This is a genomic window from Pseudomonas sp. PS01297, assembly GCF_029959305.1.
GTDB classification, from domain to species: Bacteria; Pseudomonadota; Gammaproteobacteria; order Pseudomonadales; family Pseudomonadaceae; genus Aquipseudomonas; species Aquipseudomonas helleri.
Map to the genome: position 1 here is coordinate 1 of NZ_JASCPQ010000043.1, position 14453 is coordinate 14453.

Annotated in this window: 13 protein-coding genes; 7 read left to right on the forward strand and 6 right to left on the reverse strand. The window is 61.0% G+C overall.

Annotated features, from left to right (window positions below):
* Positions 1-76: 76 nt before the first annotated feature.
* From QMX84_RS14315 to QMX84_RS14335, 5 genes are all read right to left on the reverse strand, one after another.
* Positions 77-1501, reverse strand: coding sequence for a gamma-aminobutyraldehyde dehydrogenase (locus QMX84_RS14315; protein WP_282364089.1), 1425 nt, complete (start codon positions 1499-1501; stop codon positions 77-79).
* Between the two features lie 110 nt (positions 1502-1611).
* The gene (locus QMX84_RS14320) at positions 1612-2943 is read right to left on the reverse strand and encodes an APC family permease (protein ID WP_048385929.1); all 1332 of its coding nucleotides are present in this window, start codon (positions 2941-2943) and stop codon (positions 1612-1614) included.
* 10 nt (positions 2944-2953) lie between these two features.
* A complete protein-coding gene (locus QMX84_RS14325; RefSeq protein WP_262124928.1) occupies positions 2954-4111 on the reverse strand; it encodes an iron-containing alcohol dehydrogenase in 1158 nt (385 codons plus the stop codon).
* A 373-nt stretch (positions 4112-4484) separates the two neighbouring features.
* The gene (locus QMX84_RS14330) at positions 4485-5942 is read right to left on the reverse strand and encodes a gamma-aminobutyraldehyde dehydrogenase (RefSeq protein WP_282364090.1); all 1458 of its coding nucleotides are present in this window, start codon (positions 5940-5942) and stop codon (positions 4485-4487) included.
* A 117-nt stretch (positions 5943-6059) separates the two neighbouring features.
* Positions 6060-6974: a LysR family transcriptional regulator gene (locus tag QMX84_RS14335; protein WP_282364091.1), complete on the reverse strand. Its 915-nt coding sequence runs from the start codon at positions 6972-6974 to the stop codon at positions 6060-6062.
* A 181-nt stretch (positions 6975-7155) separates the two neighbouring features.
* On the opposite strand from QMX84_RS14335, the gene QMX84_RS14340 reads away from it, so the two are divergent.
* The gene (locus QMX84_RS14340; RefSeq protein WP_282364092.1) at positions 7156-8658 is read left to right on the forward strand and encodes an MFS transporter; all 1503 of its coding nucleotides are present in this window, start codon (positions 7156-7158) and stop codon (positions 8656-8658) included.
* A gap of 66 nt (positions 8659-8724) precedes the next feature.
* Positions 8725-9273, forward strand: a complete 549-nt coding sequence (locus QMX84_RS14345; RefSeq protein ID WP_282364093.1) for an NAD(P)H-dependent oxidoreductase — start codon at positions 8725-8727, stop codon at positions 9271-9273.
* Between the two features lies 1 nt (position 9274).
* On the opposite strand, the gene QMX84_RS14350 is transcribed toward QMX84_RS14345, so the two are convergent.
* Positions 9275-9628, reverse strand: coding sequence for a helix-turn-helix domain-containing protein (locus QMX84_RS14350; protein ID WP_153328833.1), 354 nt, complete (start codon positions 9626-9628; stop codon positions 9275-9277).
* 341 nt (positions 9629-9969) lie between these two features.
* On the opposite strand from QMX84_RS14350, the gene QMX84_RS14355 reads away from it, so the two are divergent.
* The 5 genes from QMX84_RS14355 to QMX84_RS14375 are packed head-to-tail and all read left to right on the forward strand — an operon-like array spanning position 9970 to position 14437.
* Positions 9970-10392: a nuclear transport factor 2 family protein gene (locus QMX84_RS14355; RefSeq protein ID WP_282364094.1), complete on the forward strand. Its 423-nt coding sequence runs from the start codon at positions 9970-9972 to the stop codon at positions 10390-10392.
* Positions 10389-11150, forward strand: coding sequence for an SDR family NAD(P)-dependent oxidoreductase (locus QMX84_RS14360; protein WP_282364095.1), 762 nt, complete (start codon positions 10389-10391; stop codon positions 11148-11150). The genes QMX84_RS14355 and QMX84_RS14360 overlap by 4 nt, the downstream gene beginning before the upstream one ends.
* Positions 11147-12394, forward strand: a complete 1248-nt coding sequence (locus QMX84_RS14365; protein ID WP_282364096.1) for an FAD-dependent oxidoreductase — start codon at positions 11147-11149, stop codon at positions 12392-12394. Before QMX84_RS14360 ends, QMX84_RS14365 begins: the two co-directional genes overlap by 4 nt.
* The gene (locus QMX84_RS14370) at positions 12391-13182 is read left to right on the forward strand and encodes a DUF1365 domain-containing protein (protein ID WP_262124939.1); all 792 of its coding nucleotides are present in this window, start codon (positions 12391-12393) and stop codon (positions 13180-13182) included. The genes QMX84_RS14365 and QMX84_RS14370 overlap by 4 nt, the downstream gene beginning before the upstream one ends.
* On the forward strand, positions 13169-14437 hold the full coding sequence (locus tag QMX84_RS14375) for a cyclopropane-fatty-acyl-phospholipid synthase family protein (RefSeq protein ID WP_282364097.1): 1269 nt from the start codon (positions 13169-13171) through the stop codon (positions 14435-14437). Before QMX84_RS14370 ends, QMX84_RS14375 begins: the two co-directional genes overlap by 14 nt.
* The last annotated feature ends 16 nt before the right edge of the window (positions 14438-14453 follow it).

The window sequence follows — 14453 nt, forward strand, 5'->3', positions numbered from 1 at the left end:
AGCTTGCCTCGCGATCTTTTGATCTTTTAAAAGATCGCGAGGCAAGCTCGCTCCTACCGGTTTTAATTAAACGCTATCAGTGCTTGAACATCACATGCCGAATGGTGGTGTAGTCCTCCAGGCCGTACATCGACATGTCGTTGCCATAGCCCGAGAGCTTGGCGCCGCCGTGGGGCATTTCGCTGACCAGCATGAAGTGCGTGTTGACCCAGGTGCAGCCGTATTGCAAGCGGGCCGCCAGACGGTGGGCACGGCCGACATCGTGGGTCCACACTGAAGACGCCAGGCCATAGTCGGAGTCGTTGGCAAACTGCAAAGCCTGCGCTTCGTCGTCGAATTCGGTGACAGACACCACCGGCCCGAAGATCTCATGGCGCACCACTTCATCGTCCTGACGCGCACCCGCCAAAACGGTCGGTTCAAAGAAGAACCCCGGCCCCGCCACGCGCTTGCCGCCCGTTACCACTTCAATGTGCGACTGCTCGCGGGCACGCTGGACAAAGCCTTCGACACGCTCCAGATGCTGCAAGGTGATCAACGGCCCGAGTTCGGTCTCAGGGTCGTCCTGCAACCCATGGCGAATACTGGACACAGCCTCACCGAGCTTTCTTACAAACTCGTGGTACACGCCCTTCTGCACATAAATACGGCAGGCGGCGGTGCAGTCCTGGCCAGCGTTGTAGAAGCCGAAGGTACGGATGCCTTCAACCGCCGCGTCGATGTCGGCATCGTCAAACACGATCACCGGGGCCTTGCCGCCCAGCTCCATGTGCATGCGTTTAACGCTGTCGGCCGTACCGGCGATGATCCGGCTGCCGGTCGCGACCGAACCGGTCAGCGACACCATGCGCACTTTGGGGTGGCTGGTCAGCGGTTTGCCGACACTTGGGCCACGACCAAAGACCACGTTAATGACGCCCGCAGGGAAGATGTCCGCCATCAACTGCGCCAGTTTCAACGTGCTCAACGGAGTCTGTTCAGACGGCTTGATCACCACGGTATTACCGGCGGCCAGCGCCGGAGCGAGCTTCCAGGCGGCCATCATCAACGGGTAGTTCCAGGGCGCAATAGACGCCACCACGCCCACCGGATCACGACGGATCATCGAGGTATGCCCCGCCAGGTATTCCCCTGCTGCACTGCCTTGCAGGCAACGGCTGGCGCCCGCGAAAAAGCGGAACACATCGGCAACGCCGGGCAGTTCGTCGTTGAGCGCGGCGGTGTAGGGTTTGCCGCAGTTGTTGGACTCCAGGCGCGCCAGCTCCGGGGCATGAGCGTCGATGGCGTCGGCCAGCTTCAGCAGCAATTGCGAGCGGTCCTTGGGCGTGGTCTGTGACCAGGCGTCGAACGCCGCGTCGGCCGCGCACACTGCTGCATCGACCTGCGCCAGGCTGGCCTCTGGGATTTCTACCAACGTGGCGCCCAACGACGGGTTGAGCACCGGGAGTTTTTCGCCTTCACCGGCGATGAGTTGACCATTGATCAGCAGGCGGGTTTGCATGGTTTCTCCTGTGGGCGGCGTGGGCCACCCCATCAAAAAGGCGCAACCTCCCCGCATGCGCGCAATCAAGGCGCACGTGGGTAGTTGCAAGGGCTAAGAGGTCGGGGGCGTCAGAGCGCGGGTTCAGGCACGGCGGTGCTGAACATGCGGGTACGGAAGGCCAGGTACACCAGCCCCAGCACGACCCAGCATGAGCCGAGGATCAGCGCATCGGCGTCCAGGCTGATGAGCATCCAGCCCGAGGTAATGGCCCCGATCAGCGGGAACAACACCCCGCGCAGCACACCGGCTTTGTCGCCCAGCGCACGGTCGAAGGTCAGTTTCAGCGCGCACAGGTTGACGGCGGTAAAGGCCAGGAATGCGCCGAAGTTAACCAAGGACGTGGCGGTGGCGATGGTCAGGCCAAAGCCGACAAAACCAAAGGCGCCGCACAGCACGATGTTGAACACCGGGGTCTTGTAGCGCGGGTTGAGCACGCCAAACAGCTTTTGCGGCAGTTGGTTGTCACGGCCCAGGGCATACAGCAAGCGCCCGACACTGGCCTGGAACGACAGGCCAGCAGCAAAGTGGGCAATGATGATGCCGGTCAGAACCACTGCAAAAAACAGGTCGCCGCCGATGGTCTTGGCGATTTCAAACGCCGCGCCGTCGATGTTTTCGAATACGCCCACCGGATGCGCCAGGTACATGAAGTACGAGGAGCCGACATACAGGCTGCCGCCGATCAAAGCCACCAGCAAAATGGCCCGCGGGATGGTGCGTTCTGGTTCAACGGTTTCTTCGCTCAAGGTCGACAGGGCGTCGAAGCCAAGGAACGAATAAGCCGCAATGGCAGCACCGGCCATGGTCGCCGAGAACGGAACGTCGGCATTGAAGAACGGTTTGACCGACAACAACCCGCCCGGACCATTGATCGCGCTGACGTAGTGCCAGCACAGGGCGATGAACACGGTGATGATGGTGAGCTGGATCAGCATCAAGATGATGTTGAAACGGTTAGCCACCTGGATCCCGAGGATGTTGAGCAACGAGGTGGACACGATAAAGCCGGTGATCCAGACCCACTGCGGTACATCCGGGAACGCCAGGCTCAGGTAGCTCGCCCCCAGCAGCCAGATCAGCATCGGGATAAAGAAGTAATCGAGCAGCGCCGCCCAGCCGACCATAAAGCCGATGTTGGGGTTAAGCATTTTACGGGTGTAGGTGTAAGCCGAACCCGCGGTCGGGAATACGCGCACCAGTCGCCCGTAGCTCAACGCGGTAAAGATGACGCCGATGGACGCCACCACATAAGACAACGCCACGGTGTTTTGGCTGGCCTGGGCGATCACGCCGTAGGTACCAAAAACAATCAGTGGCGCAATAAAGGCCAGACCGAACAGCAACACAGACACCGGACCCAAGGTACGGCGCAGATGCGGAGTCGAAATCGATGCGCTCATGACGATGCCCTCAAGCTGAGTAGTGGTAGGCGGCACGAATCACATCGAGGTAGCTCTCGACGGTCATGTCTTTGATGTTGCTGGCATCGGAAATATTGCTCTTGGACTTCTGCGCGATGGCCGTGAAGTCTTCTTCGCGCACCCCGGCCACGTCGGCAAAACGCGGGATACCCAACTCGCGGTTCATGCGAAACAGTTGATCGACGCCCGCTTGGGCCGCGTCCACAGCGCTCAGGTTGGGGTCGATCCCCAGGGCATACGCCACATCGGCGTGGCGGCGCAGGTCGGCGTCGCGGTTATGGCTGAACACAAATGGCAGGAAAATCGCGTTGCCGATGCCGTGCGGGGTGTCGTACATGCCGCCGATGGCTTCGGAAATACAGTGCACGCTGGCGATGTCGGCATTACCGAAGGCCATGCCGGCAATCAGGCTGGCAATCAGCATCTGTTCGCGGGCTTCACGGTTGTCCGGTTCTTGCACGGCGGGCTTGAGATGTTGCGCGATCAAACGGATCGCGTGCAGCGCCAGGCCGTCACTGATCGGGTTGGCGGGTTTGCCGGTATACGCCTCGATGGCGTGGGTCAGCGCGTCCATACCGGTGGCGGCAGCAATGTGCGGCGGCAGCGTGGCGGTGATGTCCGAGTCGAGCAGCGCCAGCACCGGGCCGATGCGGTAGTCGAGCAGGCTCATTTTGAACTGGCGGCGGGTGTCGGTGATCACCGAGAAAAAGGTCACTTCGCTGCCGGTGCCTGCGGTGGTCGGAATCGCCACAATCGGCAGTACTGCGTTTTTGAGGGCAAACGCGCCTTCGTAGTCTTCAACGATGCCGTCATGGGTCAGCAAAACGCTGATGGCCTTGGCGGCGTCCATTGCACTGCCGCCGCCGACCGCCAGTACGCCGTCGATGCCTTTGCCACGATACAGCTGCGCGGCACGGTTAACGTCTTCGCTACGCGGGTTGGGTTTAACGTCGGCGATTTCGTCGTAGCGAATACCGGCCTGTTCCAGGCTGGTATAGATGCTGTCGAGCAAGCCGGCGTTTTTCACGCCCGGGTCGGTGACCAGCAGCACGTGGTTCAAGCCCAGGCCGAGCAAGTGTTCGCCGGTACGCTGGCGCAGGCCAGGTTCCATGACGATTTTGGTGGGTAATAGAAACTGGAATTGCATGGGGACGTTCCTCTCGCTCTGTGGCGCTTTGCAATGTTGTAGTTATGGCAGACGAGTCAGGGAGCCGCCGGGGCGGCCACTATCGGTTTTTATTGTTGAAGGTGCCGCATGGCGGTATGGGTCGAAACACTAAGACACAGGTAGCGGATCAACAAATACTTAAAACTCAAGGGAGCATTCGATTAAATCGAATGCTCTGCGATCACCTGTAGCCGCTGTCAAGGCACGAGGCTGCGATCGATTGCGCTGCGATCGCAAACCCTGACAACTCGAACCGCCTGAAGCATCGCGTTCACCGATTTACGACTGCTGCGCAGCCGATCGCAGCCTCGTACCTCGACAGCGGCTACAGCAGCTACAGCGGCTACAGCGGCTACAGCGATTGGCCGTGGCGGGCCATGATGTGGCGCACCACGCTGTAGTCCTGAAGCGAATCGCTGGACAGGTCTTTGCCATAGCCCGAGCGCTTCAGGCCGCCGTGGGGCATTTCGCTGACCAGCATGAAGTGGCTGTTGATCCAGGTGCAGCCGTACTGCAAGCGCGCTGCCACTTGCATGGCCTTGTCGAGGTTTTGCGTCCAGATCGACGAGGCCAGGCCGTATTCAGAGTCGTTGGCCCAGTCCAAGACCTGCGCCAGTTCATCAAAACGGGTCACGGTCACCACCGGCCCAAACACTTCACGCTGGACGATTTCATCGCTTTGTTTGCAACCGGCCAGCAGCGTCGGCTGGTAATAGAAGCCCGGCCCCGGATGCGCAGCGCCCCCCGTCACACACTCAATGTGCGGCTGGCCCAGCGCCCGCTCGACAAAACTGGACACGCGATCACGCTGACGGGTGCTGATCAGCGGGCCGATCTCGTTGTCGGCATCGCGCTTGCAGGCAAAGCGGATACGGCTCACGGAATCACCCAGCGCCGCCACCAACTTGTCGTAAATACCGGCCTGCGCATATACCCGGCACGCCGAGGTGCAATCCTGCCCCGCGTTGTAATAGCCATATGTGCGCACCCCTTCGACCACGGCCTCAAGGTCGGCATCGTCGCAGACGATCACCGGCGCTTTGCCGCCCAGTTCAAGGTGGGTGCGCTTGAGGGTTTTGGCCGCGGTGGAGAGGATTTTCTGCCCGGTGACAATATCGCCGGTCAATGACACCATGCGCACTTTCGGGTGGCTGACCAGATGGCTGCCGACGTTTTCACCGCCGCCACAAATGATGTTCAGCACCCCGCGCGGCAGGATTTCGGCCAGCATCGGCGCCAGGGCCAGAATCGACAGCGGCGTGTGCTCGGAAGGTTTGAACACCAATGTGTTGCCCGCCGCCAGCGCTGGGGCGATTTTCCAGGCGGCCATCATGATCGGGTAGTTCCACGGCGCAATCGAGGCCACCACGCCGATCGGGTCACGCCGCACCATGCTGGTGTAGCCGGGCAGGTACTCGCCACTGAGCTGGCCGGTCTGGCAACGCACGGCGCCCGCAAAAAAGCGGAATACATCCACCGTGGCACTCAGGTCGTCCTTGCGCGCCAGATGCAGCGGCTTGCCGCAATTCAGCGCTTCGAGACGAGCAAGGTAATCGGCGTTTTTTTCAATCGAACTGGCGATTTCCAGCAGCAAGTTAGACCGTTGCTGCGGCGTGGTCCGCGCCCAGCCGTCGAAGGCCCGGTGCGCGGCAAGGATCGCGGCCTCGGTCTGCTCGGCGCTGGCCTCGGCGATCGACGTCAGCACCTCACCCGTGGTCGGGTTGATGATGGGTTCGACAATGCCCTGCCCGGCGACTGATTCACCGTCGATCAACAGTGCGGTGAACAATGGTGTCTGCGCGGCGGGCATGGTAGGGCTCTCTTGTGCTGTGCGGTCGTGGTGCGCCCGATTATGTGGGCTGGACCGTTTTATAGAGGCTGCAAGATTAGTCTTGGCGCAGCGCGAACGACAAACACTAAATCCAGATTAAATCGCCAGCTTGCGCCCGCCATGGGGCTGCTCGCGGGCGACGGTCAAAAACGGATCGACCAACGGCGGGCGCGCGGTTCCCCGGCGCCAGGCCAGGCCGACGTCGAGGGTCTGGTTGAGGTCGGCAATAGGCCGGGCTTCGATGATGTCGCCTTCCAGCGACCAGGGCCGGTAGGTCATGTCCGGCTGGATCGAGATCCCCAGCCCCGCTGCAACCAGGCTGCGCACCGCTTCGGTCGATGCCGTGCGCAAGGTAATGCTCGGCTGCAACCCCGCCTGCGCCCACAAGCGCTGGGCATTGCTGTCCATCTCATCGACGTTCAGTTGGATCAACGATTCTTTGGCCACGTCGGCCAGGTTGATGCTGTCCAGCTCCAGAAGTGGATGCTGGGCCGGCAGCCAGATACGGTGCGGCGAATGGGTCAACACCTCGGACTGCAAGGCGTGGCGATCTTCCAGGTTGGAGAGGATCAGCACGCCGACATCAATCTCGCCACTGACCAGCAAATGCTCGATGTACGGGCGTTCGTCTTCCATCACGCGGATTTCGACGTTGGGGTAGGCGCGCTGAAAACGGGTGAGCAAATCCGCGAGGTAATAACCCGCCACCAGGCTGGTCACGCCGACGATCAACTGCCCGGCGACCTGATCGGTGCTCTGCTGCAAGCTGCGCTTGGCGTTGTCTACCGTGGCCAGAATCAAATGCGCCTGGCGCAAAAACTGATGACCCTGGTGGGTCAGGGTCATGCCCTTGGCGTGGCGATTGAACAGGCTGACGCCGATTTCCTGCTCCAGTTGCTGGATCGCCAGGGTCAAGGTCGATTGAGAGATGTACACCGCTTGGGCGGCAGCCGAGATGGAGCCAGTCTCGGCCACGGCGATGAAGTGACGGATCTGACGCAAAGTCATCATGAAAACACATCCCGGCGCACTGATTTTTTGTGATGGACGAGTGTATATCTTTTTTATCGATAGCCCGGCACAAACCTCAGCGCTGCTTTACTGACCGTTACCCTTATTCACATTTGCTTACGACAGTCGCAGGCAGGGATCGCAGTATCATCCCGACACCTGACCACCGAGAGTTTTAGTCATGCCCACTGCTGCTTCCAAACGCTGGCTGATCCTGATCGCCGTGATGCTGGCCTTTGTGCCCATCGTGATTGATATGACCATTCTGCATATTGCTGTGCCGTCGCTGACGCTGGCGTTGGGCGCGTCTGGGGCGCAGGTCTTGTGGATCATCGATATTTATCCGCTGCTGATGGCCGGTTTGCTGGTGCCTATGGGCACCCTCGCCGACCGCGTCGGTCATCGGCGCATCCTGCTGTATGGCCTGAGCGTGTTCTGGGTGGCTTCGTTGCTCGCCGCGTTCGCGCCGACGCCGGCCATGCTCATCGGTGCGCGGGTACTGTTGGCGCTGGGCGGCGCGATGATCATGCCGTGTGTGCTGGGCATTATTCGCCGCACTTTCGAGGACGAAAAGGAACGCGCTCTGGCCCTCGGCCTGTGGGGCACCGTCGGCGCGGCGGGCGCAGCGGTGGGCCCGCTGATCGGTGGCGCGCTGCTTGAGCACTTCTGGTGGGGGTCGGTGTTTTTGATCAACGTCCCGATCATGGCGGTGGTGATCCCGGTGGTGTTTGTGCTGTTGCCACGCTTCGAGCACACCACACCCGGCAAATGGGCCGTGGGCCAGGCGCTGGTGCTGATTGCCGGAATCATCGGCGTGGTTTACGGCATCAAAGCCAGTATCGGCGCCACGCAATCGCTGTTGTTCGCCATGCTGGTGCTGGCGGCCGGGCTTGCGTTGCTGGTGCTGTTCGCACGCCAGCAACTGCGCTCTGCCACGCCGATGCTGGACCTGTCGCTGTTCGCCCACCCGGCGCTGCTGGGCGGCATGATCATGGCGCTGGTGACCATCGGCGCGCTGGCAGGCGTGGAGCTGACCCTGGCCATGGAGCTGCAATACGTGCTGGACAAAACGCCGTTGCAGGCGGGGATCTTCCTTATTCCGATCATGGCCGCCGCGGCGCTGGGTGGGCCGGTCGCCGGTTATTTGTCCAACCGCTTTGGCTTGCGCGGGGTCGCCAGCCTGTCACTGGCCCTGTCTGCCGGAGCATTGGGGTTTCTGGCCTTTGCCGATTTCAATGCCCCAGGTTTTGCGGTGCCGGCCATGCTCGCGGTATTGGGCTTGGCACTGAGTATCGGCCTGACCGCCTCGTCGATCGCCATCATGGGCTCGGTAGACGCCAGCAAAGGCGGCGCCGCTGGTTCATTGGAAGCCACCGCTTACGAGCTGGGCACCGGCCTGGGCATCACCGTGTTCGGGGTGTTTATGTCCAAAGTGTTTGGCAGCACCCTGTCACTGCCCGCTGAACTGGCGCCAGCGCAGGCCGAACGGGCCGCCAGATCCATCGGCGACAGTTACGTGGTGGCCGGTGAACTGCCTGCCGCCCAAGGCAATGCCTTAATTGAAGCCGCCAAGCTGGCGTTTTCGAGTACCCACTCGGTCCTGCTCACCACATCGGCCGTGGTCATCGCGCTGCTGGCGATAGTGGTGTTTGTGCTTTTTGGGCGGCAACGCCAGCAGATCTAAAGGGGGCGTGGGCAGGGGTAGTTACAAAAAGGTGCGTACTTGTGGGAATGTCGAGGCGCCCATAGATTGCGCGCCCTGATCATTCTTGCCCACCCTACCCTCGATAAATCGGTGATAAACCACGCCTGGCTGAAAGCCCTGGCGGCCAGTGATCTGGAGGTCACTGTGCACCGCCTGTATGACGCCTACCCGAATGGCGGCCCCCTCGATGTAGACGCCGAACAGGCGCTGGTCCGCGCCCATGACTCGATTGTCTGGCAGTTCCCGCTCTACTGGTTCAGCACTCCGCCGCTGCTCAAGCAATGGCAAGACGAAGTACTGACCCATGACTTCGCTTACGGCCACGCCGAGGGGCAACGCCAGTTGGCCGGCAAGCGCATCGCCATGGCGATTTCTGCGGGCATCAAGCAAGAGGACTATCTGCACAGCGGGCGCTACCGCTACAGCCTTGACGAACTGCTACGGCCGCTGGAAGTCACCATTCGCTACATCGACGCGCAGGCCGTGAAGCCATGGGTGTTTTATGGCGCCGAACACGACATTAACCTGCCGCAACTGGAAGAAAACGCCCAGGGTTACGTGAACTATCTACGCCAACTGACCCAAGCGGCCTGAGTCAGGCCTCAGTGACCTGCGCTGCAGATTCAGCGGGCAGCGGATTGCCCGCATGCAGCGCGCCCCATTGACACATCGCATCGATAATCGGCTGCAAGGTGCGACCCAGCTCGGTCACCCGGTAAACCACCTTGGGCACCTTGCCCGGGAACGCCTCACGGTCGATCAGGTGGTCGCCCTGCAACTCCTTGAGTTGCTCGGTGAGCACCTTCGATGACAAGGGCTGCATAAGGCGCAGCAACTCGCCGGTGCGTTTGGGACCTTCCATCAGGTGACAAAGAATCGCGCACTTCCAGCGCCCACCGATGGCCTGAATCGTTGCATCGATAGGAAAGTTGAACACCCTGTTGGTCATCGCCAGCATCTCCGCATAAGCCTCACAGCCCGTAATTAGACACAGTGCGGCCCACATAAGCAAAACACCAACTGTAGGAGCGAGCTTGCCTCGCGATCTTTAAGCATCGCGCCCCGCCCGGTAGCTCCCGTCTATCCCCTGCTTAAACCACCCCACCGCACAAATAGTTGTACAAATTAATTGACTTGTACAACACGCTCCCTATTCTCTAAAAACCTGTACAAGATATTTTCTTTGTACAAAAAAAGGAGGGAGTCAGATGCTCGATGCCATAGACACCGCCCCAGTCGGGATCAGCCGCTTAGCCCGGCACGGCGACCTATCGGGTTGCGGGAGGCACTGTGTCTGACTTCCTGCACGATTTCGCCCGCCGTTTTGCCGCACTGGATGCGAGCAATCTGCACACGCTCCATGAGCTGTACAGCGACGATATTCAATTTCGGGATCCGCTGCATGAGATCCACGGCCTGGCAGCGCTGCAAGCCTATTTTGCGCAGCTCTACGCCAACGTCAGCGAGCTGGGCTTCACCTTTCACACTTATGACCAAGTGCAGGACGGTAGCGGGTATCTGCGCTGGACCTTGCACTATCGGCACCCGCGCCTGAGCCGTGGCCAACGCATAGACGTGGCTGGCTGCTCACATCTGTTGTGGCGCGAGAAGGTCTACCAGCATCGCGACTATTTCGATGCAGGCGCCCTGCTCTATGAGCACCTGCCGCTGATGGGCTCCGCGATTGGCTGGTTGAAAGGGAGACTGGCATGAAGCGTATCTGGCTCACCGGCGCCAGCAGCGGCATTGGCGCTGCTCTGGCAGAGATCCTGTTGAATCAGGGCCATTTGCTGGCCGTGAGCGCGCGCAATGCCCAGGCCCTGGAGACCTTGCACGCGGCGTTCCCGCAACAGGTCCTGGCGCTACCCGGCGACCTGACGGATCCGCTCCAGGTTCGAGCCATCGGCGAACAGATCGGGCAGGTCTGGGGTTATCTGGATCAGGTCATCTTGAATGCCGGCACCTGCGAATATCTGGACGCAGACCACTTCGAGGCCAACATGATTGAGCGCGTGATGCGCGCCAATGTGTTTTCGGCGGCCTATTGCGTGGAAGCCGCGCTGCCGCTGTTGCGCAAGGCCAAGCGGCCGCATCTGGTGGCCGTGTGCAGTTCGGTGACCTACCTGCCGCTGCCCCGCGCCGAGGCGTATGGCGCTTCCAAGGCGGCGATGCGCTATCTGTTTCAGTCGTTGCGCATCGACGTGGCCCACGAGGGTATCGATGTCACTGTCGTCAGCCCGGGCTTCGTCGATACGCCGCTGACCCAACACAATGACTTCCCGATGCCGATGCGCTGGCCAGTGAACAAAGCGGCCACTTACATCGCCACCCGCCTCGACAAACGACCGCTGGAAATCGCTTTCCCAGGTCCTTTTATCGCCGTCCTTCGCTTACTGGCGGCTTTGCCTCAGCGCCTGCAATTGGCCCTGGGCAAACGCATGGCGCGCCCTGACACAGAAGAATCTTCATGAAAATAGCCATCATCGGCAGCGGTATTTCCGGCCTGACCTGCGCCTATCTGCTCAACCGCCAGCACGACATCACTGTGTTTGAGGCCAGTGACTGGGTGGGCGGCCACAGCCATACGGTTGACGTTGAAGTGAAGGGCGAACGCTTTGCCATCGACACCGGTTTTATTGTGTTCAACGACTGGACCTACCCCAACTTCATCCGCCTGCTGGATCAACTGGGCGTGGCCTCGCAACCCACCGAGATGAGCTTCTCGGTGCGCGATCCGAAGTCGGGCACCGAATACAACGGCAACAACCTCAACAGCCTGTTTGCCCAGCGGCGCAACCTGTTGTCGCCGGGCTTCTGGGGCATGTTGCGCGACATTTTGCGCTTCAACCGCGAAGCCCTGCGCGACCTGCACGAACAGCCCATCGCCGCCGACACCACCCTCGGCGCCTACCTGCAACAGAAGGGCTACGGTCAGCGCTTTATCGATCACTACATCGTCCCGATGGGGTCGGCGATCTGGTCGATGTCGTTGGCCGACATGCAGGGTTTTCCGCTGCAGTTCTTTGTGCGTTTTTTTAAGAATCACGGGCTGCTGTCAGCGACTAACCGCCCGCAGTGGCGTGTGGTCAGCGGCGGTTCGCGCAGTTATGTGACGGCGCTGAGCGCCAGCTTTGCCGAGCGCATCCGCCTGAGCTGCCCGGTGCAGCGGGTAGAGCGAGACGCGACCGGAGTCACCCTGCACAGCACCGCAGGCAGCGAACGTTTTGACAGCGTGGTGTTCGCCTGCCACAGCGATCAAGCCCTGAGCCTGCTGGCGGCGCCCAACCAGGCCGAGCGCGAGATACTCGGGGCGCTGCACTACGCCGACAACGACGTGGTGCTGCACAGCGACACCCGTGTGTTGCCGAACCGCCGTCTGGCGTGGGCCAGCTGGAACTACCGCCTCGGCGGCTCAACCCGGCAACCCGCCGCGCTTACTTACAACATGAACATCCTGCAAGGGCTGAAGAGCGACACGACCTTTTGTGTCAGCCTCAATCAGAACGAGGCGATTGACCCAAGCACCATCCTCGGTCGCTACCGCTACGCCCACCCGCAATACACCTTGGCAGGCGTAGAGGCGCAGGCACGCTGGGCAGAACTGCAAGGGGAGCAACACAGCTACTTCTGCGGGGCCTACTGGGCCAACGGTTTCCATGAGGACGGCGTGGTCAGCGGCTTGCGCGTGGCTGCGGCGTTCGGAGAACAGCTATGAACAGCGCGCTTTACCGCGGCTGGGTCAGCCACCGTCGGTTGCTGCCGCGCGCCCACGCATTTCGCTACCGCATGGGCATGCTGTACCTCGACCTTGCCGAGCAAGCGCAAGTGCTGGGCCTGTCGTGGCTGGCCGGGCGTTCGCGCTGGGGCGCATTTACCTTCCGCGAAACAGACTACTTGCCCCACGCCACGCGCCAGGGCGTGACGCTCAGCGATGCCGTGCGAGCGGTTGTCGAGCAGGCCTTGGGCCACGCCCCGCAAGGGCGTATCTGCCTGCTGACGCAGCCGCGCAGTTGGGGTCTATCGTTCAACCCCATCAGCCTGTTTTACTGCTTCGAAGCTGATGGCAGCTTGGCCGCCATCCTCTGCGAAGTCAGCAACACCCCGTGGCGAGAACGCTACCACTACGTGCTGCCGACCCATGCCAGCGGCGAGTCACGCCATCGGGTGGCCAAGAGTTTTCATGTCTCGCCCTTTTTGCCTCGCGATCTGGAGTACCGCATGCGTTTCTCTGCGCCGGAGCAACAGCTGAACGTGACCATGCAGGACTGGCAGGGCGAGCAAAAAGTCTTTGAGGCGGGCATGGGCCTGGAGCGCATCGAACTCACGCGCCACAGCTTGCATCACCACCTGCTGGAGTTCCCCTGGATCACCGGCAAAACCGTACTCGCCATCTACTGGCAGGCCCTGCGCCTGCTGCTCAAACGTACGCCCGTGTTTTCCCATGAAGCCGCCAACGGTGAACAGCGCACCGCCCATTTGGAGTCTCGCCATGACAAACCCTAGTCTGAACCCCACCAGTACCGGTGATTCTGCAGCCAATGGACTAGGCGCACGTCTGCTCAAAAAAGGCGTGTTGCGCAAATTGGCCCAACTGCGCCACGGGCATTTGCAGGTCATCGTCGACGGTGAGCCCCTGAGCTTTGGCCAACCCGGCGCTGAGCTGCACGGCACACTCGAAGTGCATGACGCGGCCTTCTGGCCCATGGTGGCCTTGAATGGCTCCATCGGTGCGGGCGAGGCGTATATCCATGGGTATTGGAGCAGCCCCGACCTGACGGCGGTGATCCGCATTTTTGTGGCCAACCTCGACGTACTGGATGACATGGAACGCGGCCTGGCATTGCTACGCCGCCCGGTGGCAAAAGCCCTTCACTGGCTCAACCGCAACACGCGCCAAGGCTCGCAACGCAACATTTCAGCGCACTACGACCTGGGCAACGCGCTGTTCGAAAAACTGCTCGACCCGACCATGATGTATTCCGCGGCCATGTTCCGCTCCGCCAACGACACCCTCGAACAGGCCCAACTGAACAAGCTCGCGTGCATCTGCGAAAAGCTCGACCTCAAACCCACCGATCACCTGCTGGAAATCGGCACAGGCTGGGGCAGCATGGCCCTGTATGCAGCCACCCACTACGGCTGCAAAGTCACCACCACGACCCTGTCCCATGAGCAGTTTGCGTACACCCACAAACGAATTGCCGAACTGGGCCTGCAAGACCGCGTCACCCTGCTGTTGCAGGACTACCGTGATCTGACGGGCACCTACGACAAGCTGGTCTCCATCGAGATGATCGAGGCCGTCGGCCACCGCTTCCTGCCCACCTATTTCAAACAGTGCGCCCACCTGCTCAACGATGACGGGCTGATGCTGTTGCAAGCCATCACTATTCGGGACCAGCGCTACGAGCAGGCTAAAAAAACCGTCGACTTTATCCAGCGCTACATTTTCCCCGGTGGCGCGCTGCCTTCGGTAACCGCCATGCTGAGCACCATCAGCCGCGACACCGACCTGAACCTGCATCACATGGAAGACTTCGGCCTTGATTACGCCCGCACGCTGCGCCTGTGGCACGACAACCTGCGCAGCAACCAGCACAGCCTGGAAGCGCTGGGCTACGACCAGACGTTTTATCGCCTGTGGGAGTTTTACCTGTGCTACTGCGAAGGCGGCTTTCTGGAGCGCAGCATCGGCACCGCGCATCTGCTGCTCGCCAAACCTGGGGCCAGGCCGCAACCCTATGGGCTAAAAGCCTGAACGGGCGTGGCCGGCT